Source organism: Corallococcus sp. AB045, from assembly GCF_003668895.1.
GTDB lineage: Bacteria > Myxococcota > Myxococcia > Myxococcales > Myxococcaceae > Corallococcus > Corallococcus coralloides.
This window is the reverse complement of record NZ_RAWN01000140.1, coordinates 1-26,427: the sequence shown is the minus strand read 5'-3', so window position 1 is coordinate 26,427 and position 26,427 is coordinate 1. Positions and strand designations below refer to the sequence as shown.

Genomic DNA, 26,427 nt, shown 5'->3' with positions numbered 1-26,427 from the left:
GGAGGGGAAGGGGAGGAGGGACCGCCCACGGGGCACTCGGCCATGGCGGGCACCGTACCGCCCTGCGCGCATCCGTCATCCCCGGCCGCGCTCCGGGTGTCCGGATTCCTTCAACCCGAAAAGCGAAAGGCCGGCCCCGCATCAGAGCGGGACCGGCCTTCCTTCACGGCTCAGCGGTGACGACGGTCAGACGCTCAATCGACCGGACGCACCTGGACTTCCATCACGGTCTGGTCCGCGTTCGTCGACAGCACCTCGATGATGGTGCCCGTCTTAGGGACCTTCACGCCGGCGTACGGCTGCGTGGCGGACCAGAACTCGTTCATGTCGTTGAACACCGGCACCGCGGGCTGCGAGGGGTACTCGTTGCGCGGGAAGCCGTTGGGCTTGAGCGACAGCGGGAAGCTGGGCTCCAGACCGAACGTCGCGTCGTGCGTCTGCACGCGGCCGGACCAGTAGCGGCCGTCGCTGCGCTGCAGGGGCTGCGGGCGCGAGTCCACGGGCAGGATGCGGCCCGAACCCGGGTGCTGCGACACGTTGTTGTTCGACTGCGACGTGTCCCAGTAGGTGACGAGCAGGCCGGGGTTGTAGGAGTAGCGCTCCGCCCAGTCAAACAGCCCGTCCGCGCTGAAGCCGTAGTTGTAGGGACCCGTGGCCAGACCCTCGTCGTAGCCGCGGAACTGGCGCCACTCGGCCAGGTAGTAGTTGTCGTAGAGGGTGTTGGTGCCGTCCGTCACGAAGAACGTCGACTTGTCCCACCACTTGTGGCCCCACTCGCCGTCGTCACCAAAGACGTAGGTGTTCTTCGCCCACAGCTGCACGAAGTCCACCAGGAAGCCCTTGTTGAACTCCGCCGCGTCCGTCTTGTAGCGGATCTTCAGCGTGACCGTCTTGCCCGCGTGGGCGGACAGGTCGAACTCCAGGGGAATCCAACCGCCGGACGTGCCGGTGATGCCGTTGCCCAGGTTGTTGCCCCAGGGGTTCGAGGTGCGGCTCACGGGGCTGGCCAGGTTGGTGAACGGGCCACCGTCCACGGAGAGGGCGACGTAGGCGTAGTCCCAGTCCTCCTCGATGTCGAACCAGGTCTGGAAGGAGAAGGTGATGGGCTTCTTGTTCGGCAGCTTCACCGTCTTCTCGAGCACGCGGTCCAGGTTGTTGCCCTGGCCGCCCTGCCACATGCCCTGGCCCTCGTAGGGGGCGGTGGTGGGCTGCAGCACGGGCTTGCCGGGCAGCTTCACCACGAGCGCCTGCTTCGCGTTCGCGGACGTGAACTCCGAGGGGCCCAGGTTGTGGTACGAGTACAGCCCCGCGTCCGTGGTGGCGTAGTCCAGCCAGCCCAGCTGCAGCTTGTCCCAGGCGAAGAAGTCACCCGGACGGCTGCCAATGTCCTTGGTGCCGTCGTTCAGGTACGAGCCGGACGACATGATGGTCCAGAAGCCCGTCCCGTTGTCCGCCGCGTTCGTCGTGTCGTAGTGGTCCGGCAGGCCCAGGTCGTGGCCGTACTCGTGCGCGAACACACCCAGTCCGCCGTTCTCCGGCTGGATGGTGTAGTCGCCCACCCACTTGTCGATGCCCGTCGCGAAGCGCGTGCCGCCGTTCTGGTTGTACGCGGGGCCGATGCCATCCGGGCTCGTGCCGTTGCTGTACGCGAACCAGCGGTGGCTCCACACGGCGTTGGGGCCCTGCGCGCCGCCGCCGACTTCCTCACCCATGCCGGCGTGGACGATCTGGAAGTGGTCGATGTAGCCGTCCGGCTCGTCGAAGTTGCCGTCGCCGTCGTAGTCGTACCGGTCCCACGTGTCGAACGTGTCCAGGTACGCCTTGATCTCCGCGGGCGTCTTGCCGGCGGCCACCTGGGCGTTGGTCCACGCCTTGATGGCGTCGCTGATGAGCGGCCACACGGAGTTGGAGCAGCTGGAGCTGCCGCACAGGTTGTTGCCGTAGCGGGCCGCGTTGTACGGCACCTTCACCCACTCGGACACCGTGCCGGACACGGTGTAGCGGCCGGAGGACGCGGCCTTGTAGAAGTTCGCCACCGAGTCCACGCCCGGAGTGGTGTCGAAGTAGAGCTTCTCGAAGTGCGCCCGGTCGTAGTCCGGCTGCCAGATGGTGGTGTTGTCCACCGAGCGGTCAGGGGCCGGAATTTCGTTGTGCAGCGGGCCGGGGATGTTGCCGCCCGGGTTGGTGGCGGGGTTGCCGAACACCGGGTGGATCTGCGTCCCGTACTCCACCAGGATGACGAAGATGCGGTCCGTGCGCTGCAACTCCAGCTCCACGAACTTGCCGTTGGCCAGCTTCTGCACCCGGCCCGGCTGACCACGACCCTCCAGGCGCATCTGCAGCGCCTGTGCCTTCAGCTCCTTCTGCTGCTCACCCAGACGGTGGGGCAGGTCGTCCGTGATGTCCTGAACCACTGACTTGCGCAGCGATGCCGACGGCGCGGCGATGTCCGGTTGCGGCTTCTCGTACCACGCACGCTCCGCGTACGCGGACGGCGCCGCGAGTGCGAGCAGGCCCACGGCCAGCCAAGACGGGTTTTTCCGCATTGCCACTCCTTAGGGTCAGGTCAGACATCCCGGCGGGGTCCGGGAGTGCCCACTTTCTAGTGGAAGGCCTGACCTTTTGGGAAGACCGGGAGGTTGAATTTTTCCTGCAAGGACGGACTGGGTCATCCGTCGGCTGGTGGTCGAAAATTCGAGAATGGGTAGGGGCGGTGGGGGGCCAAAGGACTACGGTTCCGGTCCGTTATGGCGCGTACACGTCCCGTGGATCCCCCGCTGCGGCGGGATGTCCGGCTCTTGGGCCGGCTGTTGGGTGAGGTGTTGGTGGAACAGGAGGGGCAGGCCCTGTTCGACAAGGAGGAGGAGGTCCGCCACCTGGCCATCCAGCGCCGGCGGGGCCCGGTGGCCGGACGACGCGCCGCGGCGGCGGAGCTGGCGGCGGTGTTGCGGCGGCTGCCGTCGGAGCAGGTGGAGCCGGTGCTGCGCGCCTTCTCCGTCTACTTCCAGCTGGTGAATCTGGCGGAGCAGCACCACCGCATCCGCCGCGCGCGGGCCCACGCGAGCCCCACCGCCACCCGGCCCCAGAAGGGGTCGCTGGAGTCCACGCTGCTGGCGCTGAAGGCCGCGGGCGTCAGCGCCGACAAGGTGCGTGAGACGCTGGGGACGCTGAAGGTGACGCTGACCTTCACCGCGCACCCGACCCAGGCGGTGCGCCGCACGCTGCTGGAGAAGCTCTACCGGCTGTCGCAGCTGTTGGAGGAGCGCGACCGGTGCGCGCTCACCCCGCGCGAGTCCGCCGCGAACCTCACCGCCATGCGCGAGGAGATTACGGCGCTGTGGCAGACGGACGAGCTGCGCCGCGAGCGCCCCACCGTGGGCGACGAGGTGAAGAACGTCCACTGGTACGTGGAGGAGATGCTGTCGGAGCCGGTGGCCCGGCTGCCGGAGGCGCTGGACTGGGCCTTCGAGCGCGCCTACGGCGAGCCCCTGGGCGCGCTGGACACGCCCGTGCGCGTGCACTCGTGGGTGGGCGGCGACATGGACGGCAACCCGCTGGTGACGCCGGAGGTGTTCGCGGACACGCTGCGCGCGCACCGCGCCCGGGGCCTGCGGCTGCTCTTGCGCGACGTGGAGCGGCTGGGCGGGATGCTGTCCCAGTCGGAGCGGCACGCGCGCCCCACGCAGGAGCTGGAGCGGTCGCTGGAGGAGGACGCGAAGGCGCTGCCGGACGTGGCGAAGCAGCAGGGGCCGCGCACGCTGGGCGAGCCGTGGCGCCGCAAGCTGCGCTTCATGGAGGAGCGGCTGTCGCTGGCGCTGGAGCACGTGCTGGCGCGGCGGCAGGGGCGGGAGTCCACGCTGCCGGCTGGGGCCTACCGTTCCCCGGAGGCGCTGGGGGATGACCTGGCGGTGCTGGAGCGGTCGCTCTTCGCGGCGCGCGCGGAGCACGCGGGCCTGCGCGAGGTGCGCCGCATGTCCGAGCGCGTCCGCGCGCTGGGCCTGGGCCTGGGCGAGCTGGAGGTGCGGGCCCCCGCGGAGGACGCGGTGAGCGCGGCGGCGTCCTTCAACGGCGGACCGGCCCCCACCGAGGGCGGCAAGCGGCTGATGGAGGTGCTGGCGAAGCTGCGCGAGGGCCAGGACGAGGGCGGCGAGTCCGTGTGCCGCACGCTCATCCTCTCCATGGCCTCCACCGCGGACGACGTGCTGGCGGCCTTCCAGTGCCTGAAGCACGCGGGGCTCTGGGACAAGGAGCGGCAGTGCGCCACCGTGGACGTGGCGCCCCTCTTCGAGCAGCTGGGCGCGCTGGACGGCGGGCCGGACGTGCTGCGCCAGCTCTTCGCGCACCCGGAGTACCGCCAGCACCTGAAGGGCCGTGGGGTGCAGGAGGTGATGGTGGGCTACAGCGACTCCGGCAAGGAGGTGGGCCTGCTCGCCGCGAGCGCCGCGCTGTACCGCGCCCAGGTGGCGCTCACGCAGGTGGCGGACGAGAACGACGTGCCCCTGCGCCTGTTCCACGGCCGCGGGGAGACGGTGGCGCGCGGCGGCGGCCCCGCCCAGACGGCCATCCTCGCGCTGCCGCCGGGCACGGTGGCCGGCGCCTACAAGGCCACCGAACAGGGCGAGGCGATGGACCACAAGTACGCGCGCCCGGAGCTCACCCAGCGCACGCTGGAGCTGGTGGTGGGCGGCGTGCTCCTGCACACGCTGGACGCGCAGCCGCGCCCGTCCCCGGAGGACGAGTCCGCCTTCCGCGCTGCCTTCGACGCGCTGGCGGAGTCCGGCCGCAAGGCGTACCGCGCGCTCGTCTGGGAGGACCCGGGCTTCTTGGAGTTCTTCATGAAGGGCACGCCGGTGGAGGAGATCTCCGCGCTGCCCATCGGCTCGCGCCCCAGCAAGCGCAAGGCGGGCGGGCTGGACACGCTGCGCGCCATCCCCTGGAGCTTCGCGTGGACGCAGACGCGCGCCATCCTCCCGGCCTGGTACGGCGTGGGCAGCGCGCTGGAGGAGTTGGCGGCCACGCCGGAGGGCGCGGCGCTCCTGCAGCGCATGTACAAGGAATGGCCCTTCTTCCGCGCGGTCATCGACAACGTGACCATGGTGCTGGCCAAGACGGACATGGCCATCGCGGCGCGGTACGCGAAGCTGGCCCCCGCGTCCACGCGGCCCCTGTGGCTGCGCATCCAGCAGGAGCACTCGCGCACGCGCCGCGCGGTGAAGTCGCTCACGGGAGAGGCGAAGCTGCTCGACAACAACCCGCAGCTGCAGCGGGGCATCGCGCTTCGCAACCCCTACGTGGACCCCATGTCCTTCCTCCAGGTGGAGCTGCTCAAGCGCAAGCGGGACGGGGACGCGGAGTGCGACCGGCCGCTCCTCCTGGCGCTGAACGGCATCGCTGCGGGCATGCGGAACACCGGTTAGAGAAGAGACCATGGCCCAGGAGACGTTCGTCGTGGAGGAGATCAACCCCAAGCACGGCTTCGCGCGCGTGCGCCCGGAGCAGGGCACGGGGTTGCTGCACACCGCCCTCTATCCGGATCCGGAGTTCACCCAGGCACCGCCCTTCCAGCTGCGCGAGGGGGACCGCGTGACGGGCCTTCGCCGGGGACAGACGGTGTCGGAGGTGGCCTGGCTCACGCGCGTGGAGCCGCCCTGGGAGGAGGTGGAGCGCGTGGCGGAGCTGCTCGCGCTGCTGGAGCGCTGGGAGATCCGCATCCCCCACGAGGCCCGCGTCCTGGCCGAGCACGCCTGGCGCGACAGCAAGGACAACCCGCTGCGCGACGAGCTCCAGGCGCAGCTGCCCACCTTCTTCGACCTGGAGGGCGCCCACCCCTTCGAGGACCCGACGCTGCTGGAGCGCCTGTCCGCCGCCATGCAGCCGTACCTGCCGGGGTTCGCCATCCAGCCGGTGCAGGGCCAGCCCGCGGTGCGCGTGGAGCCCGGGGCCGTGGAGGTCCAGGCGGGAGTGGGCAGCTGGGACGTGCCCCAGCCCACCTTCGCCCCGATGATCGCGGAGGTGAACGCGCGGCTCGCCGCAGCCGGAGCCCCCGTGCGCTGGGTGCCCACGCGCGAGGACTGGATGCTCGCGCCACCCGCGCTGGCCGCGCTCCTCCAGAAGCACGGCCTGCTCGAAGCCACCGCGCCCCCCGCCTGAGGGAAGGGGCCTCCCGCCGCGCTGTGTCACAGGCCGGTGTGAGGTCAAAGCATTGTCTGGTACAGGACGGAGACCTTCATGCGTCTCCGTCTCCTTGCGTCCTTCTTCCTGGGTCTCCTCGTCCTCGCCGGGTCCGGCTGTGAGCCCGCCCCCGAGCGGCGGCTGACTGAGGCCGAGCTTCCACCCCCTTCCGGGCCTCGCGTCACCATCGACGGGCACGAACCGGACACGAACCGGCTGTTCGGCACGGTGGCGAGCGACGCCGGCCCGTCTCGGGTACAGGTGTTCGAGGACGGGCGCTTCCTGGGCCATGCCGACATCGACAGTGGCCGCTGGAGCCTGCCCTGGTGGCCGGGCCGGCGCGCGTTGGGGTTGGAGGTGGTGGCGCGCGACAGGCAGGGCTCGGAGGCGAGGGCCCGCGTCGACTTCCAGCACCTGACCTTCGACGCGCGGCCCGGGCTCTATCAGCCGGAGACGCTGCTGGCGTTGCCCACGGCCCAGGGCCTGCGGACGTACTTCACGCGGGACGGCTCCACGCCCACGCCCGCGTCATCGCGCTACACCGCTCCCATCGCGCTGCTGGCGCGCTCCACGCCTCCGGTGCGGTGGTCCTTCATCCCCACGACGAAGCCCGATGCCGAGGAGGTCTTGCGGTGGGTCGCGCCGCTGGAGGAGCCGCCCCAGGTCGCGGTGGTGCGCTACCGGCAGTACGCGGGCGCGGAGCCGGTGGGCCCGGTCCGCACGCGCACGTTCGTCATTGGCCGGGCGTCGTACACGCTGCCGGTGCTGTCGCTCGTCACCGACGCGGCGAACTTCTTTGATCCGGCGACGGGCATCTACGTCCCCGGCCTCCTCGCCGAGGCCCGGCCCGAGGATCCGTTCGCGGCCAACTACCTGCAGAACGGCAAGGAGTGGGAGCGCCCCGTCCACGTGGAGTGGTTCGAAACCGCTGGCCAGCGCGTGTTCGCCCAGGACGCGGGCGTGCGCATCCACGGTACGGGCAGCGCGGTGATGCCGCAGAAGAGCCTGCGGCTGTACGCGAAGGAGGACTACGGCCCGAAGACGTTCGCGGGGCCGGTGTTCCCCGGCTCCCCGGTGACGGAGTTCACACGAATGATCGTGCGCACGTCCGGACAGGACCAGGGCGTCACCAAGCTGCGCGACTGCGTGCTGCAGGGACTGCTGGCCGAGACGCGGCTCGCGCTCCAGGCCTGCCGTCCCACGCTCGTGTTCCTCAATGGCGAGTACTGGGGCCTGCACGAGCTGCGCGAGCGCCTGGACGAGTACTACCTGGCGTCGCACTACGGCGTGGACCGCAAGAAGGCCGTCATCCTGGAGGGCTCCGGGACCCTGGACGTGGGAGAGGAGGGGGACGAGCAGCCCTATCAGGAGCTCATCGACTACGTGGCGACGCACGACCTGGCGGTGCCGGAGCACTTCGCGTGGGTGCGCGCGCGGATGGACGTGGAGGACTTCATCGAATACCAGGTCGCGCAGCTCTACCTGGGCAACACGGACTGGCCGGAGAACAACGTGAAGTTCTGGCGGCTGCGCACGAAGAAGCTCGAACCGGACGCGGCCCTGGGACACGACGGCCGTTGGCGCTGGCTCGTGTACGACCTGGACTTCGCCCTGGCCGCCGGCCCGGATCAGGACAGCCTGGGGCGCGTGCTGGACGCCCAATCAGGGGTAGGGGCCTGGTCCACGCTGCTCTTGAGGGGGCTGCTCCAGTCGCCGGAGTTCAAGGCCCGCTTCGTGGAGCGCTTCCTCTGGCACACCGAGCACACCTTCGCCGCGGAGCGGGTGACGGCGGCCTTGGACGCGGCGGCGGAGGCGCTCGCGCTGGAGATGCCCGACCAGGTGGCGCGCTGGAGTCAGCCGGTCTCCGTGGAGGCCTGGCGCGCGAACCTCGAGTCCTTCCGGGAGACGCTGCGTCAGCGGCCGGCGTTCATGCGCCAGCTGCTGGAGCAGCACCTGGGGCCTCAGTAGCCGTAGGAACCGCTGCGCACGTCCACCAGCCGGCCGTCACGGAAGATGGCGACCTGCATGAACCGGTGGGGCCCGAAGTTGTAGGTCCACTCGTCCACGGTCGTGGAGGTCGTGACCTCCGTGGAGGCCTCCCCGTAGCGCGTCTCTCCCCGCGCCCCTTCCTTGACCTTGCGGGTCACGTACTCCGTCTTGCTCTGCTTCGTCACGGGCTGGCCACACTTGGCCAGCGCGTCCGTCTGCGAAGCTCCCTCCGACACGATCTTGTTGTCACAGCGCAGCGCGGACGCGTGGACGAGGGAGGGCAGGGCGAGGCAGGCGACGACGAGCGCGGCGGAAAGGGTGCGCATGGGGACGCTCCGAGGAGTAGGAAAGGCAGGGAACACGGCCTGGACGCGGCGGCCCCGAAGCTATTCAACTTCGAATACCAGGTCGCGCGGCTCTGGACTCAGTAGCCGTAGCCGCCGCTGCGCACGTCCACCAGCAGGCCGTCGCGGAAGATGGCGATCTGCATGAGCCGGTTGGGCCCGAAGTTGTAGGTCCACTCCTCCACGCTGCTCGAGGACGAGACCTCCGTGGAGGAATCCCCGCGGCGCGACCCGTCCCGCCTGCCATCCCGGGACTTGGTGGTCACGCGCTCGCGCTTGGTTTCGGTCGACACGGGCTGGCCGCACTTCGCCACCGCGTCCGCCTGCGAGGCCCCTTCCGACACGAGCTTGTTGCCACACCGCAGCGATGCCGCATGGGCAAGCGAGGGCAGGGCAAGGCAGGCGACGACGAGGGCGGCGGGGAGGGTGCGCATGGGGGACGATCCAAGGAGTAGGAAAAGTCAGGGAACACGGCCTGGACGCGGTGTCCCCGAAACTATTCAGCCCCCCGTGCGCTTTCCGGCCGGGCAGGCGCTACAGGCCGCCCTTCGCCTTGAGGGTCCGCGCCACCTCGTCTGCCATCACCCGGTGGCCCTCCACGGACGGGTGGATGCCGTCCACCTCCAGCCCGTCGATGAAGAGGTCCACGTTGCCCGGCTGCCGCGTCACGGCCTCCAGGTCGATGATCTGCGCGCGCGTGAGGGAGCGCAGCCACGCGTTGAACTCGTGGCGCTGGGCCTTCATCAGCTCGAAGTCCCCGCCGTCCGCGCCCATCTTCTCCTTGGGAAGCAGCGTGCTCACCCACAGCTTGCACATGGGCTGGAGCTGATCCAGCAGCTGCGTCATGCGCTGCTGCAGCTTCGGCATCGTCATGCCCTCCGCGGCCATGTCATTGATGCCCAGGAGGACGATGCAGTCGGTGACGCCCTGCAGGGAGAGCACCTCCTGCGGCAGCTGGAGGTTCGCGTCCCAGAAGCCCTGCCCGGACGCGCCCGAGTTCACCACCGGCACCCCGAGCTGCTTCTCCACCCGGGACGGCCACGCGTTGCGTGTGTCGTTCCAGGAGCCCGTGTAGCCCTCGGTGATGCTGTCTCCAATGGCGACGAAGGCCCGGCCCGGTGCGCCTTCCACGTCCACCGTCGCCACGCCCGTGGCGTACTCCCAGGCCTGGCCGCCGAGCGCGCCCTGCGTCGTCGCGAAGGCGCCGGTCTTCATCCAGCTGTCCGGGAACGCTTGGATGCGGCTCTTGCCCAGCGCGCCCTTCACCTCGAAGGAGATGGCCACCTCGTCGCGGAAGCCCACCGGGAACGCGACCGGATCCGACGTCACCAGCGTGCGCGTGCCCGTGGTGAAGCCCGCGTTGCCGCCGAAGGTGAGGGCCACCGGCGCGGAGGCCAGCGCGCCGTTGGCGCCGGCCTTCGCCACCGTGGCCCGCTGCAGCGTCAGGCTGCCGTCACCGGAGCGGAAGGTGACGCGCACGCGGCTGCCCGCGCGCCCCATGGGCACCTTGATCCGGTACGTGGTGAAGCTCCCCACGGAGACGGATTCGCGCAGCGACTGATGGAAGGCGGGCTGGAAACTCGCGGGCAGGGGCGCCACGGGCGGGGTGGCCTGCACCTGGTGCCCGTCATGAAGCGTCAGCGTGGGGGCGGCCTCCACGGACTCCGTGGCGGCGGGCGCGGTCACCTCCGCGTCCGTGCGGCCCGGCCCGGAGGTCTCCTCCGGCGAGCGGCCGTCATCCATGCCTCCACACCCCACCAGCACGCACAGGGCTCCGAAACACCCCCAGCGCAGCGCCTTCCTCAGACCCATGCCCACGACCTCCCGGCGCAAGACAATGTGCACGATGTGCCCGCGTGGCGACCCGGGGATTCATGGCGCGCGCCAATCGCGGCAGGCCATGAACACCCCCAGTCCGGGCTCGGACGGCGCAGGACTTCCCCCACGCGGTGGCGGGCCGGGCCCCTGGCGGACCCGCGCGCTCGCCACCCCGGGCAGGGACGCTTCCTCCCGTGGGCAATCCGTTGCCTACGGGACGCAGGCCCCCACGTCGCCGTTGTTGTTGTTGATGGCCCGGCAGGTCGCGCCGTTCGCACACCCCGGTGAGCCCGCGGGCATGCGGCACAGCGTCCGGCACGTGCCGCTGCCGCCGGTCGTCACGCAGGTGCTGCCCCGTGAACACTGGTTGCTGAACTCGCACGCGGCGCCTTCCGTCAGCGAACCCTGGCCCGCGCACACCGCGCCGTTGGCGGCCGGGTAGCAGGCCAGCGGGCTCTCGCAGTCCTGCGCGAATGGGTCGCACCGCGCGGACGCGGGGCCGCACACCAGCGGCAGCTCGCGCGTGCCGGACAGCCGCAGCACGGTGTTGCACTCGCCCGTGCCGCAGTCGGACGGCGCGTGGCACAGCTTGCGGCAGAAGAAGCCCGTGCTGCCGTCGTCCTGCGACTCGTCCTTGCAGTACAGGCCCGCCGCGCACGTGTCATACGTCTGGCCCGGAGGCGACTCGGCCAGCGTGCACGGCGCGCCCTCCGTGGCGGTGCCCGCCGCGACGCACTGGCGCGCGGTGGTGCCGCCGTCAGCTCCCACGTAGGTGCACCGCTGTCCGGACGGACAGTCCTGGCGGACCACGTCGCACGCGGCCGCGAAGCACTGGCTGCCCGTGCCGCCATCCGGAAGGTCCGTGTACAGACAGCTCTGGCCCGCGGCGCAGCCCTCCTGCTTCGCCACGTTGCACGCGAAGTCGGAGCCTCCGCCGCCGCCATCACCAGCATCGACAGTCCCGGAATCTCCGGCGTCGGTCCCGGAATCCAGGGTCGTCCCGCCATCCGTTGGCGGGCGGACAGTCTCTCCGTCATCGCAACCCGCCACCCACAGCCCCAACATCAGGGCTCCACCCAACAACACGAGACGTGCACTCATCCGGAAACTCCTGGCGTCGAAGTAGCCTGGGACTTACACGAGCGATTCCGTTGTCCGGGGGCCCTTGAACCGGGCCTGGAAACCAGCCGACACTTCCGGTCCGAGAACCGAGGGGGTCAGGGTGCGCATGAACACGAAGTTGGATGGGCCGGTGGAGCCAGACCCGTACATGAACCGCCGCGCCGAGGAGCGCGTGGCGGCGCGGTTCGAAGTGCGCTTCGAGCAGATGGAGGACGCGGCGCGTGCGCTGCGGGCCTACTCCCTGAATGTGTCCGCCGGCGGTCTGTGCCTGCGCACGCGCAAGTCCTACGACGTGGGCGCGCAGGTGCGGCTGGCCATGGTCATCGACGGGGAGGAGTTCCACCTCACCGGCGTCGTCGCCTGGGTGCGCGACGAGGCGGAGGCCATCGGCGTGCGCTTCATCGACGTGAGCGAAGAGGACCACGAGCGCCTGCGCCGCGTCATCGCGAGCTTCAAGCGCTGAAACGCTTCACTCCGCGAGCGGGCCCGGCCGTGATGCCGGGCTCTCGCGGCACTTCCCGCTACCGCTGGGGCTCGTACTCCGCGTGGCGGAACACCCCGGAGTCCGCTTCCACGTAGCCGCACGCCCGGTAGAAGGCGCGCGTCTCGTCGGTGACGTTGATGGGGGCGATGAGCTGCAACTGCTTCACGCTCAGCACCTTGCCCCGCTGCGCCACCTGCGCGAGCAGCGCGCGGCCCACGCCCCGGCGGCGCCAGCCCTCGGACACCACCAGCTCGTCCACCGTGGCCACGCGCCCGCGCAGCCGCAGCTGCGGCCGGTGGGAGAAGGACACCATGCCCACCGCGCGGTCCTGGGGGTCTCCCGCGACGAAGATTTCAATCTCCGGATGGCTGATGACCCAGTGCACCGTCTGCTGATCGGTGCCCTGGGGGTAGCCCAGCTCGCGCAGCAGCTGGGCCATGACCTCGGCGTCACCGCGACGCGCGCGGCGGATCCGGAAGGCGTTGGCGTCTGGGGCGGGGGTCATGGTGCGCACGATGGGGTGGGACACGGAAGTTGGGATTCTAACGACTGGGCCGCCGGCCTCCAAAGAGGAACGGCGGCCCAGATGTCTTTCTGCGGTGTCGGTGGAACCCGGCCGGCTTATGGCTGCTCGCGGCAGAGGTTGCGCAGGGCGGTGGTGACGTCGTTCTGCTGCGGCACGGACGCCATCTCCAGCGCGTCCGCCAGGCCGATGCCCGGGACGAACTTGCCGGCGACCAGCCGGGGCGGCGCGAGCAGCGAGTAGAACAGCTCCTCCACGGTGCGCCGGACCAGGTGCTCGCCGAAGTTGGTGACCTCCGTGTCCTCGTTGACGAAGAGCACGCGGCCCGTCTTCTGGACGGAGGCCTTGATCATCTCCCAGTCGTACGGCCAGAGCGAGCGCAGGTCGATGACCTCCACGCTCAGGCCTTCCTCCGCCAGCTGGGCGGCGGCCTTGATGCACAGGGGCATGGTGCGGCCGTAGCTGATGACCGTGGCCTGGGTGCCCTCGCGCACGAGCTTGCCCTTGCCAATGGGGATGGCGAACGCCTCCACCAGGGGCCACTGGGGCTTCCACTGCGAGCGGTCACCCAGGGGCGCGTCGATCATCTTCGACAGCGCGCGGTCGTCCTCGGGCTCGCCGGGGATGCGCTCGTCGCCCTTCACGCGCAGCAGCGCCTTGGGCTCCAGGAACATGACGGGGTTGGGGTCCTGGCACGCGGAGATGAGCAGGCCGTACGCGTCCAGCGGCGTGGAGGGCATGACGACCTTCCAGCCGGGGATGTGCGTCATCGTCGCGTCGAAGGAATGCGAGTGGTACAGCGACCCGCGGATGCCGCTGCCCACGGGCGTGCGCACCACCATGGGCACCGACCAGTCACCGTTCGTGGACCAGTGCGTGTTGCCCACGAGCTTGAGCAGGTCGATGGTGTTGTAGATGTAGTCGCAGAACTGGATCTCCGCGACGGGGCGGTGGCCCGCCATCGCCAGGCCCATGGCCGCGCCGATGATGCCGCGCTCGTCCAGGGGGCTGTTCCACGCCGTCTTCAGGCCCTGGGTGCAGGTGAAGACGCCGCCCAGCGGGGCGCCCACGTCCTCGCCGAAGATGTCGGTGACGCCCAGGTTCTCTTCCGCGTAGTGCAGGGCCATGCGGATGGCCTGTGCCATGTTCGCCATGGTTATTTCTTCTCCGCGTAGATGTGTTCCCAGATGGAGTCGCCAGAGGGCTGCGGCTCGTCACGCACGGTGCGCGCCGCGGCGGCCAGCTCCTCCGAGTACCGGTTGCGCGCCTCGTCCATCTGCTCTCGGCTGAGGACGCCTTCCTGCTCCAGCCGCGCCTCGAACAGGCGCAGGCAGTCCTGCTCCTCGTTCACGAAGTTGGCGCCGGACGCGGACGAGTGCCCGTACAGGCGCGACACGCGCGCCTCGATGAAGAAGGGCTTGCGCTCCTTGCGCACGTACTCCATCGCGGCCTGGAGCTCCTGGTAGGCCTCCACCGGATCATTGCCGTTGATGGTCTTCGCCTGGATGTTGAAGGCGCGCGCGCGGTCGCTGATGTTCGTCTCGCCGTGCTGGCCGTCCGAAGTGGTGCTGATGCCCCACTTGTTGTTGGTGACGATGATCAGGATGGGCAGCGGGTTGGCCGGGCGGCTGCTCCAGATGAGGCAGCTGGCGAAATCGCCCTCGGCCGTGCCCGCGTCGCCGCCGGTGACGATGGTGATGCCGTCGCCGCCGTGGCGCTTCTGGGCCATGGCCGTGCCCGGCGCGATGGCGTACTGCACCTCGATGGGGGAGGTGACCGGCGCGATGTTCTTCGAGCGCCGGCTGAAGTGGCCCGCGAAGTTGCGGCCGCCGGAGTAGGGGTCCGTGGCCGTGTTCTTCATCTGCCGCAGCGCCCCGATGGGCTCCTCGCCCATGGCGAGCAGCGTCGCGGACTGGCGGTAGTGCGCGTGCAGGTAGTCGTAGGCCGGGCCCTCGCCGACCTTCATCAGCAGGCCGAGGGGGACGTTGAACGCCTCCTCACCGGGACCGCCGATCCAGAAGTAGCCGTGGCCCTGCTTGTACATCTGGATCAGGCGCTCCTCCAGGACGCGCGCCTTCACCATCAGGTCATGGATGCGGATGAGCTGCTCTCGGGGCAGGGAGAGCGGCGCGGAGTTCTCTTTGATCAACCGGGGCCGAGACACGGGCGGAGGACCTCGAAGGGAAAGAAAGGGACGCCCCTATACTCCGAACGCGGCCTCCCGGCTCAAGGACCCTGATGTCACGGGTGTTCGCCAGCACCTTTCAGCCCCCGGGTGGCGCGTCGCGGCAATGAGCGGAACTCATCCATGCCCCCGTGACGTGCTGCTTCCCGGACGCGTTCGGACGCTCCCGGTCCGGGTTGGTCGCACGGCCGTTGGGGGAGCGGGAGAGGGGGCGACCGCGAGGAATAGCCCGACAGGTGGACTCCTCGCGTCAATCAGGAAGTGAGATAGAGTCCGCGCCGCCCCGACCGCGTTTCCGACGCGGGCTCCCCCAGGTCTGCCTTTGTCCCGTACGAACACGCGCCTCGACCCCGTGCCCGAATCTCCCGATGCGTCCGATGCGGCGCCCGGCACGCCGCCTCCTCCTCCGGAGTACACCGGTACCCATTCCCGGGAGCTCACCGCCCTGCGCGGGGAGAACACGGCCACCCGGCTGACGGGCGCGCTGGGGCTGCCGGCCGCTGAGCCCACGAGCACGGTCATCGCGCCCATGGAGGCCGGCGAGCTGCCCAACGTGGCGGCCATTCGCGGGCTGCGGTTGGATCAGCTGCTGCTGCTCACCACGGGCGCGCTGGTCATCGTGATTGTGGGCCTGCTGGCCGCGCTGTCCGCGAAGACGACGGAGGCGCAGCTCACCGCTGCGTCGGACCGCTTCACGCAACGGCTCCAGTCCCAGGCGCGCGAACTGGGTCAGACGGTGAGCCACACGCTGGCGCTCACCTCCGCCACCAGCCTGCGTGACAACAACTACGCGTTCCTCACGGAAGTGGCGCGCTCCATCATCTCGGACAACCGCAACATCCTGCGCGTGCAGATGTTCGACGCGGACGGGCAGCTCGTCGCGGACAGCGACCCGTCCGCCAAGCTGGGCGAGTCCTCCGCAGGCCGCACCGCGGAGCGCCGCTGGGCCAGCGCCTTCTTCCAGGGCCAGCCCGTCTTCGAGTTCCAGGAGCCGCTCGACTACGGCTCGCAGGCCGGCAAGGGCGTGGTCGTCATCAGCTACTCGCTGGAGGACCTTCAGAAGCAGCTTCATGAATTGGAGGAGACCAACCGCGCCGCGGTGCGCGCCAACACGCTGCGCATCGTGGGGCTGGGCGTGGGCTTCGTTGTATTGGCCGGCGTGCTGGCCGCCTTCCAGAGCCGCCGCATCACCAAGCCGCTGGGCGTGCTCACCCACCGCGTGATGCAGCTGGCCGCCGGTGACCTGGGCGCCCGCGCGGGCACGGCGCCGGGCGCGGGCCGCGAGGTGACGACGCTGGGCGTGGTGTTCAACCACATGGCGGAGCGCATCAAGGTCCTGCTGGAGGACGTGCGCGCCAAGGCGCAGCTGGAGCGCGAGGTGTCGCTCGCGCGCACGGTGCAGGAGACGCTCCTGCCGGGCCGCGAGGCCGTGACGGTGGGCCCGCTGCGGCTCGCCGGACTGGTGGTGCCCGCGGACGCGTGCGGCGGCGACTGGTGGTTCCGCGCCGCGCTGGATGACAGGCGCGTGGTGATTGGCATCGGAGACGTGACGGGCCACGGTCTGTCCACGTCGCTGGTCGCCACCAGCGCCACCAGCGGCTTCGCCTCCGCCATGACGCTGCGCGAGCCGTCGCAGGTGCACGCGCAGATGCTGATCACCGCGCTCAACGTGACGCTGGCCAACGTGGGCCGCGGCGAGCACCAGATGTCCAGCGCGCTCGCGGTCATCGACGTGTACAGCGGCAGCATCGACTACGCGGCGGGCGCCCACCCGGCGGCGGCCATCTACAACCGGAACACGCGGCAGATCGCGTCGCTGCCGGCGCGCGGTCCGCTGCTGGGCGCGAACGTGGCGTCGCAGTTCACGTCGCGCCAGGCGCAGCTGAGCCCCGGCGACATCATCGTCTGGTACACGGACGGCCTCACCGAGGCGCGCGACGGCGCCAACCGGCTCTACGGCACGCAGCGGCTGGCCGCCGCGCTCCAGGCCCACGCCCACCTCCCCGCCGATGCTCTTCGCGACGCGCTCCTCGCGGACGTGCGCGCGTACAGCGCCGGCCAGCCCCAGCGCGACGACATCACCGTCATCGTCGCCGAATTCAGCCCCGCCCCCTCGCCGTGACGAACCGCATGCGCCCATTCCTCCGTTCCCCGCGCCGCGTCTCCAGCGCGCTCGCCTTGATGGCCACCCTGGCTGGCCCGCCGACGGCGCTCGCCCAGTTCCGCCCGCCGCCCGCCACCGAGGCGCAGCGCATGACGGAGCAGGGTGAGCAGGCCCTCGTGTCCGCCAACGCCGCTGCCTCCAAGGGCGACAAGAAGGAGGCCGAGGAGAAGTTCAAGAAGGCGCTCCAGCTCTTCGAACAGGCGCTCGCGCAGGAGCCGCAGTCCGTGTTCGCCGCCGCGGGCCTGGGCAGCGCCGCCAACGCGCTCCAGGACTTCCAGCGCACGGCCACGCGCCTTGCGCCGGTGTTCGCGCAGAACCCGCAGGACTTGTCGCTCGCGTACCCGCTGGGCACCGCGTACTTCAAGCTGCGCCGCTTCCAGGAGGCGGTGCCGGTGCTGGAGCAGGTGGCCGCCGCGGATCAGCCGGACCACCTCATCGTCCACTACTACCTGGCCAGCTACTACCTGTACGCCCAGGACGGGAACCGCGCCGTGACGCGGCTGCAGCGCTACCTGGTGCTGCGCCCGGAGAAGCTCGCGGGCAACGACTTCCAGATCCACGAGCTGCTGGGCAAGGCGCACCTCCTCCGCCGGGACGCGGGTGCCGCGCGCGCCTCGTTCGAGAAGGCGCAGGCCGGCAGGGCCGAGTCCGCGACAGCGCAGATCGGCCTCGCGGCCGTGCTGGAGATGGAAGGCCACGTGCAGGAGTCCCGCGCGCTCCTGGAGCGGCTGGTGACGAAGTTCCCGCAGGTGGCGGAGCCGAAGGAGCGCCTCGCGCGCCTGTACCTCGCCGCGGGCGACGTGCCGCGCGCGGACCTCCAGGCCACCGCCCTGATGAAGCTGGGCTCCACGCCCGCCGCGCATCTGCTCCTGGGTGACGTGCGGCTCGCGCAGAAGCAGCCCGCGCAGGCGGAAGCGGAGTTCCGCAAGGTGCTGGAGCTGCAGCCGGGCCTGCTCCTCGGGCAGATCGCCGTGGGCAAGGCGCTCCAGGCGCAGGCGCGCCACGAGGAGGCCATCCAGTTCCTGGAGTCCGCCGTGAAGTCGGGCGGCGGCAGCCTGGAGCTGTGGGCGACGCTGGGCTCCGTCAACCGCCGCGCCGGCCGCTACCAGCGCGCGGTGGAGGTGCACCGGCGCGTGGTGGAGATGGCCCCGCGTCAGGCGCTGGGCCACATGCTGCTGGGCGCGGATCACTTCGCCACCGGCCAGTGGGATCAGGCCATCGAGGACTACGGCAGCGCGCTCCAGGTCGAACCCGGCCACCCCGGCGCGAAGCAGTGGCTGGCCCGGGCCCTGGCCCACCGCGCGAGAGATCGCGCCGGCACCCAGCGCCTGGAAGACGCCGTGCGCGACCTGCGCCGCGCGTATGACCTGGACCGCTCCGTGCCCATGGCCCGCCGGCTGGGCGCGGCGCTGCTGGACAGCCACCAGTTCGCGGAGGCCCGCAAGGTGCTGGAGGGCGCGGTGACGTTGCCCGGCGCGACCTGGCGCGAGCACCTGCTCCTGGGCTACGCCCGGCTGGGCGGTGGCGACGCGCAGGCCGCGCTCGCCGCGTTCACCCAGTCCGGTGAGGCCACGCAGGAGCCGGATCAGCGCGCGGAGGCGTCCGCGGGCGCCGCGCTCGCGGAGGTGGAGCTGGGCCAGGTGGACGCCGCCGTGCAGCGGCTGACGGACGCGGGGCCCTCCAAGACGGCCGCGAAGGTGGCGGAGGCGAACCTGCCCCGCGTGCTGGTGCGCCGGGCCCTGGCGAAGCTGGAGGCGGGCGACGCGGCCGCGGCGAACCGGGACCTGGACGCGGTGGACCGCCTGGGCACCGGCAAGCGCGCGGACCTGGTGAAGCTGGCCACCTTCGCCCGGGCGCTCACGCGCGCGGAGGAAGGGAAGTTCGCGGAGGCCACCGCGGGCCTCAAGCGCTCCCTCACGCCCACGCCGGAATGGGCGTGGCCCAACACGCGCACGCTCGCGGACGCGTGGGTGCTCTACCGCCAGGGCAAGGTGGCGCCCTCGCGCAAGCTGCTCACCACCGCCCAGAAGAAGCCCATGCCCGGGCAGCCGAAGTGGATGGGCAACCTCACCGGCGCGCTGCTGCGGCGCGAGGCGGCGCTCGCGTACGCCTCCGGCAACATGAAGGCGTCGCAGAAGGCGCTGAAGGCCGCGCTCGCCGCGACGCCCGACGACGCGCTGGTGCAGCACAACCTGGCGTGCGTGGACTGGCGCCAGGGCGACAGCGCTTCGGCGCTCGCGACGTGGAAGCGCCTGGAGACCGCCGTGCCTGTCGCGTCGCTCAACCTGGGCATCGACGCGCAGGAGCGCCGGCATGAACCCGCCGAGGCCGTGGACGCCTGGCGCCGCTACCTGGCCTCCGGCGCGGCCCCCCGCGCCGCCCAGGTGCGGGAATGGAAGGACCGCCTGCAGGGCCTCTATGGACTGGGTGACGCGCAGGGCGTCACGCCGGCCAATGGGGTCGCGGAGGAGACGCCGTGAAGACGCCATCCCTTGTCGCGCGGGGGAGCCTCCTGCTCGCCGCCGTGCTGTTCGCCGTTTCCGTTGCCAGCCCCGCGTCCGCCGCGCCGAAGAAGGCCACGCTGGGCGTGTTCCTCGCCACCACGCTGTCGGACGGCCAGGAGCGCTTCCAGTACGCGGAGGCGCTCGCCCAGAAGCTGGAGGCCAGCCTGGGCCGCCCCGTCGGCGCCAAGAGCTTCGGCCGCTACGAGGACTTCTCCAAGGCGGTGGGGGAGGGGCAGATCGACTTCGCCGTGGTGGACGGCTGGGCCGCGGTGCAGTTGGGCTCCAAGGCGGAGCCGGTGGCGTACGCGCCGCGCGCCGGTGAGACGCAGCAGCGCTGGGCCATCATCTCCCTCCAGAAGGGCACCGTGAAGGACCTCGCCGGCAAGCGCATGGCGCTGGTCAAGGGCGCGGGCTCCGCGGACCCCAAGTTCGTCTCCCACGTCGTCCTGGGCGGCGACCTGGATGCCCAGAAGCACTTCAAGCTGGTGCCGGTGCCCAACGTGGAGTCGGCGGTGAAGATGCTGGAGGCCAAGGGCGCGGAGGCCGCGCTCGTGCCGGTGGCGCACGTGCCCAGGGACATGCGGGTGCTCTTCAAGAGCAGCCGGGTGCCGGGCGCCGTGCTGGTGGACCTGAAGGGCGGGGGAGACGCGCTGTCCCAGTCCTTGTCCTCCGTGGGTGCGGTCGCCCCGTTCGACGCCTTCGCCCGCATCCAGGGCCGCGAGTTCGAGGACTTCCGCAAGCTCGTCACCCAGGGCCCCCCGCGCCGCCAGCCCGTCCTCGCGGACGCCCCCGACCTGCGGGTGGAGACGCCCGTGCTCGTCCAATCCGAGTCGCTGGGTCCTGCCCTGCCGCCATTCGCGGACGACCTGGCCGTCTCCGCCGAACAGCCGGATGACTGATTGCGGCGTGGGCTGATCCGCGCACGGCGCTCCCGCCGCCGTGCGCGTGTTTCACCGGTATCGACAGCCATGACTTGGCCTAAGGCGAGTTATTGCGGTAATTTGAGAAGTCGAGCGGAACGCCACCGTTCAGGGGTGGAAACTCGTCCCTGAGAACGATTGCCAGTCGCACCGGCACTGGTTCCTGGCGCAAGCACCACGGACATCCCTGCTTCCCCTCGTGGAATTGAGAACGATGGACTCGACTGAGTACGGTGGATCGCGCACCAACGCGGTGAAGGGGTTCGCAGGTCGGCTGGGCGCGCGCGCGTGCCTGACCCTGGTGATCTGCGCGCTGTCCCTCTTCACGGTGGAGACGGCCCAGGCCCAGGAGGCCCAGGAGCCCGCTCCCAAGACGCGGACCAAGACCCCCCGCAAGCGCGCGGCCACCCCGCCGGGCGCCAAAGCGGCCACTCCGGGCGCCAAGGCCACGACGCCGGGTGCGAAGCCTCCGCGCACGGCGAAGACGCGCCGGGGCGCGAAGACGCCGCCCCCGCCGGTGGACGTGGAGCCCATTCCCGGGGACGAGCCCGCTCCGCAGCCGCCGGCGCTCGCCACCGAGCCGCCTCCCGCGCCTCCCGCCCCCATGGCCGGCCCCGGTCCGTCCGTGGCGGATCCGCTGCCCGTGGCCTCGCCCGCCTCGCCGTCGCCGTATGACGGGCCGCTGATGTCGGACATCCCGTCCAACCCGCCGCCCGCTCCGGCGCTGGGGACCGGAGCCGTGCTGCCGTCGTCGCAGCCGCGCATGGCGGACAACGTCCCGGACCGCGCGCCCTTCACGGAGCCCATCTCCGACCGCGCGCTGCCGCCGCCCTCCAGCCTCTCCGGCCTGGACGGCCCGGACCTGGGCGGTGGCGACGACCTGGAGCAGAACATCAACATGGCGCTGAGCGAGGCCGTCGTCACCACGGCGTCCAAGCGCAGCCAGCGCATCTCCGACGTGCCCCTCACGGTGTCCTGGATTCCCGCGGAGGAGCTGGAAGGCACTGGCCAGTTCTCGCTCTGCGAGGCCATCCAGTACTTCCCCGGCATGGAGTGCCGCCGGGGCTCCATGCGCAAGGCGGCGGTGAGCGCGCGCGGCCTGGGCTCCAACTACCTGTCCAACCGCCTCCTGCTCCTCAAGGACGGCCGTCCGCTGACGGACCCCTGGACGGGCCAGTTCTACGCGGATGAGACGACGCCGCTCACCAACCTGAAGCAGGTGGAAGTCATCCGCGGCCCGGGCTCCTCGCTCTACGGCTCCAACGCCTTCAGCGGCGTCATCAACATCATCGAGCGCCAGCCCGCGGACCTCATCGCCAAGGGCCAGAACGTGGGCGCCGACGCGCGCATCCTCGCGGGCCAGGACAAGACCTGGCGCCTGCAGACCAACGTCGCCGGCCGCGGCGGCCCGGTGGAGGCGCTGCTCGGCTACTACGGCTTCGGCTCGGACGGCCCGCAGCTCTTCAACAACCCGCAGCTGAACCAGACGGACACCAACGAGGACTCGCTGGTCCACCAGGTGAACGGCAAGGTCCGCGTGGGCCCCCTCGCGCTGGACGCGGACTTCACGGACGGCAACATCGGCCGGCCCGGCGGTCAGAACATCTCCACCGTGGGCAACTGCGGCCGCTGCCACTACACCGCGCAGGACAACGAGCACGTCCAGAACCTGAACGCCGCCCTGCAGCTGGATCAGCAGGTGACGGACAACGTGCGCGTGTTCGCCCAGGCCTACACCTTCTTCAAGCGCCGCAACGTGACGCTGGAGAACGAAATCACCGGCGCCCTGGAGGACACGCTGGGCAAGCGCAGCCGCATCGGCGGTGAGGCGCGCGCGCTGTTCTCCCTGGAAAAGCTCTCCGTCACCGTCGGCGGCGACGTGAAGGCCGACCAGGTGAACAACCAGAACATCCTGCCCGGCCTGACCCTGGACGACACGCAGCAGACCATCCTGGGCGGCTTCGTGGACGCGGAGTACCGCATCACGGACCGGCTGGTGGTGGGCGCGGGCGCCCGCTACGACAACTACCAGATCCCTTCCAAGGTCTGGGAGGCGAAGACGGATCAGATCTCCCCGCGCGCCAGCGTCGTGTTCCACGCCATCCCGGAGCTGCTCACGCTGCGCACCAACTACGGCCGCGCCTTCCGCGCGCCCACGCTGGCGGAGCTGGCCATCAACCAGCAGATGTACGCCGCGACGCTGCTGGGCAACCCGTCCCTGCGCGCGGAGACGCTGGACACGGTGGAGGCGGCGGTGGACTTCTGGCCGCTGGACCGCAGGGTGCGCCTGACGGGCACGGGCTTCTACAACCGCGCCCGCAACTTCATCAATCAGGAGCTCCTCTTCGGCTCCACGTCCCAGTTCAAGAACCTGGGTGACGCGCGCGTGGCGGGCTTCGAGGCCGAAGCGGCGGCGCAGGTGCCGTCCATCAACTCGTCCTTCGACGTGGCCTACCAGTTCCTGGACGCCCAGGCGCTGCCGGTGGGCGGAGGGGCCGGCTACCCGCTGGACTACGCGCCCACCCACCGCGTCTACCTGCGCGGCCGCACCAACATCGGCAAGTTCGCCTTCGTGGAGCTCTACGGCCTGTTCGTGGGCGCCCGGTATGATCCGGGCTTCGTGGTGGATGAAAACGCCGGCACCACCACCCGCGTGAAGCTGCCCAGCTACATCACCGCGACCGCGCGTGTGGGCTTCAACGTCCACGAGCGCGTGGCGGTGTCGCTGTTGGGGACCAACCTCTTCAACGCGAAGTACGAGGAGTCCCACGGCTTCCCCGCTCCGCCGCTGGGCGTCTTCACCGAAGTCCGGCTCCATTATTAGGGCCCTGTTTGGATACCGTTGCCGCCGTGAAGGATGCTCCCCTGAAGTTGACGCCGGACACGACGCTCACGCCGGAGGCGCTGGAGAAGGCCTCCGGAGTGCTGGCCCGGGACGGCCTGCTGTTGGGGCGCGGTGACGACGCGGCGCCGCAGCTGGTGCTGTTCGACGGGCGGTTCACCCCCGCCCACGCCGCGCTCCTGGAACGCCGTCCCCCGGCGCTGCTGCTGGCCACCCGCGAGGGCGGCCAGCCGTCCGCCTGGGAGGCGCGGCTGCTGAGCGCGCTCCTGCGCGGCGAGCCCATGATTCCCAAGGAGGCCGCCACGTCCGTGGCGTGGCTGGGCAGCGTGGCGGAGGTGACGGCCGTGGGCGAGCGCGCGGCCGAGGCCGTCCTCCAGGCCGGCGGCTCCAAGGGCGCGGCCAGCCGGGTGGCGGATGTCGTCCATGAGATTGGTGTGAATGCCCTGCTCGACGCGCCAGTGGACGGGAGCGGCGAGCCGAAGTACGCCCACCGGCGCGGCCAGGTGCAGTCGGTGGCGGACGATGATCGCTGCCTGCTGTCCTGGGCGGTGGCGGACGGCCGGGCGTGGCTGGAGGCGACGGACCGCTTCGGCCGCCTGTCGGTGTCACCGTTGGTGCGGGTGGTGAAGGCGTGGGGTGAGAAGGCGCAGGTGGATGCTTCCGGTGGTGGCGCGGGCCTGGGTCTGCGGCGCATCCTGGAGCACAGCGACGTGGTGGCGGTGCGGGTGACTCCGGGAAAGCGCACGCAGTTCGCCTGCGGGGTGGACCTGGGCGACGCTCGCCGCCGGGCCGCGCAGCCCAAGTCGCTGCTGTTCAGTCTGGAACGAGGGTAGGCGGGTGGAGAGCCAAACTTCCAATGCCAGCATCACCTCCCTGCGCGTGGGCAGTCTGACCCACGTGCGCGTGGCCGGGGTGATCGACGAAACCTTTCCCCTCTCGCCGGCGTCCAAGGGCATCCAGGGACTGGTGGTGGTGGACCTGGGCCTGGTGGAGCGCATCAGCTCCTTCGGCGTGCGCCGGTGGATTGAGTTCGCCGGCCACCCGCCGCAGGGCGTGTCGGGGCTGTACGTCGTCAACGCGCCGCCGGTGGTGGTGGATCAGCTCAACATGGTGGAGGGCTTCGCGGGTGTCGCGCGCGTGCTCTCGCTGCTGGCGCCGTACGCGTGCCGCTTCTGCAAGGAGGACCGGCTGCGGCTGGTCCGCCTGGTGGAGGAGGCGAAGGTGCTGGAGCAGGGCGGGGCCCCGCCGCACCCGTGTCCGGTGTGCGCCCAGCCGCTGGAGTTCGCGGACGAGCCCACGGAGTTCTTCGACTTCGCGCGCCGCCAGCAGTTCTCCGCGGTGGATCCGGCGGTGCTGCGCTACCTGCGCTCCGGCATCCCGTCGGAGCCGTCCGAGCTCTCGTCGCACCTGAAGATCGTCCAGGACGACATCACCTTCATCACCCTGGCCAGCACGCTCAAGGGCGACCTCAACGTGCGCCGGCTGGCGTCCGGCCTGGAGGGGCGCGTCGCGTTCGACTGCTGCCACGTGAGCGTGGTGGAGCCAGAGGCGCTGCCGCGCATCGAACAGGTGCTGGAGGTGGCGTCGCAGGGCGCCCAGGTGGTGCTCTGCCGCGTGCCGCCGCCGCTGTTGGCCGTGCTGGCGAAGTCCACCAAGACGCTGCCCGCGAAGCTGGCCACGCTGTGGCTGCCGTGCGACTGCCGCAACTGCGGCCAGGTCACCCACCAGCGCATCCAGACCTCCGAGTACCTGGAGGTGCTGCGCGCCAAGGGCACCATGGAGCGCGTGTGCCCCGTGTGCGGCGGCAGCTCCCGGGCTCCGGCGCTCGCGCAGTTCCAGGGGCTGCTCGCGCGCACGCCGCTCACCGACAAGCCGCAGGAAGACATCGAAGCGCTGGAGCAGCGCGCGCTCAGCCAGTACCTCTTCGGCTCCACCAACCAGGACCCCAGCGCCCGGGGCTCGTCAGCCACGGACACGCACACCAGCGGCGCGCGGTTGCAGATCATCCGCCGGCTGGGGCAGGGCGGCATGGCGGAGGTCTTCCTCGCCAAGCAGCAGGGCGTGAAGGGCTTCGAGAAGTTCGTGGTGATGAAGAAGATTCTCGCGCAGTTCGCTGAGAATCCTGAGTTCGTCGACATGCTCTTCGCGGAGGCCCGCGCCAACGCGCGCCTCACGCACCCCAACGTCGTGCAGACCTTCGACGTGGGCGTGACGGACGGCGTGGCGTACATCCTGATGGAGTACGTGCGCGGTCCGGACCTGAAGCGCCTGCTCACGGAGCTGCGCCGCAAGGGCATGGCGCTGCCGCTGGAGCACGCGCTGCGCATCGTGGCGGAGGTAGCCGCGGGCCTGCACTACGCGCACAGCTACGTGGACCCTTCCGGCACGGCGCACCCGGTGGTGCACCGCGACGTCAGCCCCCACAACGTGCTGGTGTCGCTGGACGGCGCCATCAAGCTGTCGGACTTCGGCATCGCCAAGGTGCAGGGCGAGGAGCACACGCAGGCGGGCGTCATCAAGGGGAAGATTTCGTACCTCTCCCCGGAGGCCGCCAGCGGCCGCCCGCTGGACTGGCGCAACGACGTGTTCGCGCTGGGCGTGGTGCTCTTCGAACTGCTCACCGGCCAGCTGCCGTTCCGCCGGGACCATGACGCGGCCACGCTCGCGGCCATCGTGCGCGAGCCCGCGCCGGTGCCCTCTCAGCTGCGGCCCCACATCCCGCAGGACGTGTCGGACCTGATCCTCCGCGCGCTGGTGAAGGACCCGGCGCGGCGCACGCCCTCCGCGGCGGCGATGCGCGAGGAGATCGAAGCCGTCATCGCGCACCACCGGCTGTCCTCGTCGCCCGCGTCGGTGGCGCAGTTCTTCAAGGAGGCGCTGGGCGACCGGCTCTCCGAGTACGCGCCGTCGTCCATCGCCGGGTCGGGGACGGGCTCCAACCCCCGGGCGCTGATGCCGGGCACGGGCTCGCACTCGCGCAACGTGGGCACGGGCTCGGGCAGCGACATGCGGGCCCCGTCGGACCTGTCCCGGCCGCCCGTGCGTGGCGGTTCCGGCAGCATGCCCCGGATGGAGCCGCCCCCGGTGGCCTCCCCGCCGGAGCCCGCCGAGCGCGGCACCGAGGTCGTCTCCGTCAACGGGCCCCCGGTGGCCGCCGCGCCTCCGGTGGCACCGCCCGTGGCCGCCGCGCCCCGTCCGTCGCGCCCGGCCGTGGCGCCGCCCACGTCACCGCTGCCGCCGCCCACCGCGGTGCGCCCCGCGGCGTCCGCCAACGTGCCCACGCGCGTGGGCCCCCCGCCGCAGGCGCCCGCGCGTCCGTCGGTGTCGGTGCCCTCCGTCGCCCCCCTGTCCGCGGCTCAGC

Annotated in this window: 18 protein-coding genes; 10 read left to right on the top strand and 8 right to left on the bottom strand. The window is 71.0% G+C overall.

The features are described from left to right. Positions 1-194: 194 nt before the first annotated feature. Positions 195-2,546 carry an immune inhibitor A domain-containing protein gene (locus D7Y21_RS28200; RefSeq protein WP_121716829.1) on the bottom strand — a complete coding sequence of 784 codons (2,352 nt, stop codon included), beginning with the start codon at positions 2,544-2,546 and terminating at the stop codon, positions 195-197. Positions 2,547-2,747: 201 nt separating this feature from the next. On the opposite strand from D7Y21_RS28200, the gene D7Y21_RS28195 reads away from it, so the two are divergent. The 3 genes from D7Y21_RS28195 to D7Y21_RS28185 all read left to right on the top strand — a co-directional run bounded on the left by D7Y21_RS28195 (position 2,748) and on the right by D7Y21_RS28185 (position 8,139). Continuing rightward, positions 2,748-5,417 (top strand): phosphoenolpyruvate carboxylase, encoded by a 2,670-nt coding sequence (locus D7Y21_RS28195; RefSeq protein WP_120567828.1) that lies wholly within the window; start codon positions 2,748-2,750, stop codon positions 5,415-5,417. A gap of 10 nt (positions 5,418-5,427) precedes the next feature. Then, entirely contained in the window at positions 5,428-6,150 is a 723-nt protein-coding gene (locus D7Y21_RS28190) for a hypothetical protein (protein WP_120567827.1), read from the top strand. A gap of 78 nt (positions 6,151-6,228) precedes the next feature. Continuing rightward, positions 6,229-8,139, top strand: a complete 1,911-nt coding sequence (locus D7Y21_RS28185) for a CotH kinase family protein (protein WP_121716827.1) — start codon at positions 6,229-6,231, stop codon at positions 8,137-8,139. Here D7Y21_RS28185 and D7Y21_RS28180 read toward each other — a convergent pair. The 4 genes from D7Y21_RS28180 to D7Y21_RS28165 all read right to left on the bottom strand — a co-directional run bounded on the left by D7Y21_RS28180 (position 8,133) and on the right by D7Y21_RS28165 (position 11,423). Continuing rightward, positions 8,133-8,486 carry a DUF2845 domain-containing protein gene (locus D7Y21_RS28180; protein WP_120567825.1) on the bottom strand — a complete coding sequence of 118 codons (354 nt, stop codon included), beginning with the start codon at positions 8,484-8,486 and terminating at the stop codon, positions 8,133-8,135. The genes D7Y21_RS28185 and D7Y21_RS28180 overlap by 7 nt on opposite strands. A 98-nt stretch (positions 8,487-8,584) precedes the next feature. After that, positions 8,585-8,938, bottom strand: a complete 354-nt coding sequence (locus D7Y21_RS28175) for a DUF2845 domain-containing protein (protein ID WP_120567824.1) — start codon at positions 8,936-8,938, stop codon at positions 8,585-8,587. 100 nt (positions 8,939-9,038) lie between these two features. After that, positions 9,039-10,316, bottom strand: a complete 1,278-nt coding sequence (locus tag D7Y21_RS28170; RefSeq protein ID WP_121716836.1) for an SGNH/GDSL hydrolase family protein — start codon at positions 10,314-10,316, stop codon at positions 9,039-9,041. 216 nt (positions 10,317-10,532) lie between these two features. Next, a complete protein-coding gene (locus D7Y21_RS28165; RefSeq protein ID WP_233592050.1) occupies positions 10,533-11,423 on the bottom strand; it encodes a hypothetical protein in 891 nt (296 codons plus the stop codon). Positions 11,424-11,550: 127 nt separating this feature from the next. Here D7Y21_RS28165 and D7Y21_RS28160 point away from each other — a divergent pair, with 127 nt between their 5' ends. Continuing rightward, positions 11,551-11,907 (top strand): TIGR02266 family protein, encoded by a 357-nt coding sequence (locus D7Y21_RS28160; RefSeq protein ID WP_014397565.1) that lies wholly within the window; start codon positions 11,551-11,553, stop codon positions 11,905-11,907. Between the two features lie 58 nt (positions 11,908-11,965). Here D7Y21_RS28160 and D7Y21_RS28155 read toward each other — a convergent pair whose 3' ends face one another. The 3 genes from D7Y21_RS28155 to D7Y21_RS28145 all read right to left on the bottom strand — a co-directional run bounded on the left by D7Y21_RS28155 (position 11,966) and on the right by D7Y21_RS28145 (position 14,615). Continuing rightward, positions 11,966-12,457 carry a GNAT family N-acetyltransferase gene (locus D7Y21_RS28155; protein ID WP_120567822.1) on the bottom strand — a complete coding sequence of 164 codons (492 nt, stop codon included), beginning with the start codon at positions 12,455-12,457 and terminating at the stop codon, positions 11,966-11,968. A 92-nt stretch (positions 12,458-12,549) separates the two neighbouring features. Beyond that, positions 12,550-13,605 carry an alpha-ketoacid dehydrogenase subunit beta gene (locus tag D7Y21_RS28150; protein WP_120567821.1) on the bottom strand — a complete coding sequence of 352 codons (1,056 nt, stop codon included), beginning with the start codon at positions 13,603-13,605 and terminating at the stop codon, positions 12,550-12,552. Between the two features lie 2 nt (positions 13,606-13,607). Continuing rightward, positions 13,608-14,615 (bottom strand): thiamine pyrophosphate-dependent dehydrogenase E1 component subunit alpha, encoded by a 1,008-nt coding sequence (locus tag D7Y21_RS28145; RefSeq protein ID WP_120567820.1) that lies wholly within the window; start codon positions 14,613-14,615, stop codon positions 13,608-13,610. A gap of 343 nt (positions 14,616-14,958) precedes the next feature. Between D7Y21_RS28145 and D7Y21_RS28140 the strand changes: the two genes are divergently transcribed. The 6 genes from D7Y21_RS28140 to D7Y21_RS28115 all read left to right on the top strand — a co-directional run. Further along, complete coding sequence (locus D7Y21_RS28140; protein ID WP_120567819.1) at positions 14,959-16,758, top strand: PP2C family protein-serine/threonine phosphatase; 1,800 nt, start codon at positions 14,959-14,961, stop codon at positions 16,756-16,758. Between the two features lie 8 nt (positions 16,759-16,766). Beyond that, complete coding sequence (locus tag D7Y21_RS28135) at positions 16,767-19,280, top strand: tetratricopeptide repeat protein (RefSeq protein ID WP_121716834.1); 2,514 nt, start codon at positions 16,767-16,769, stop codon at positions 19,278-19,280. Then, on the top strand, positions 19,277-20,203 hold the full coding sequence (locus D7Y21_RS28130; protein WP_233612308.1) for a PhnD/SsuA/transferrin family substrate-binding protein: 927 nt from the start codon (positions 19,277-19,279) through the stop codon (positions 20,201-20,203). The genes D7Y21_RS28135 and D7Y21_RS28130 overlap by 4 nt, the downstream gene beginning before the upstream one ends. Before the next feature lie 235 nt (positions 20,204-20,438). Continuing rightward, on the top strand, positions 20,439-23,048 hold the full coding sequence (locus D7Y21_RS28125; RefSeq protein WP_121716825.1) for a TonB-dependent siderophore receptor: 2,610 nt from the start codon (positions 20,439-20,441) through the stop codon (positions 23,046-23,048). A 26-nt stretch (positions 23,049-23,074) separates the two neighbouring features. Then, complete coding sequence (locus D7Y21_RS28120) at positions 23,075-23,899, top strand: hypothetical protein (RefSeq protein WP_233592048.1); 825 nt, start codon at positions 23,075-23,077, stop codon at positions 23,897-23,899. 4 nt (positions 23,900-23,903) lie between these two features. Next, the coding region (locus tag D7Y21_RS28115) for a serine/threonine-protein kinase (protein ID WP_147469398.1) at positions 23,904-26,427 on the top strand (2,524 nt) is incomplete at its 3' end.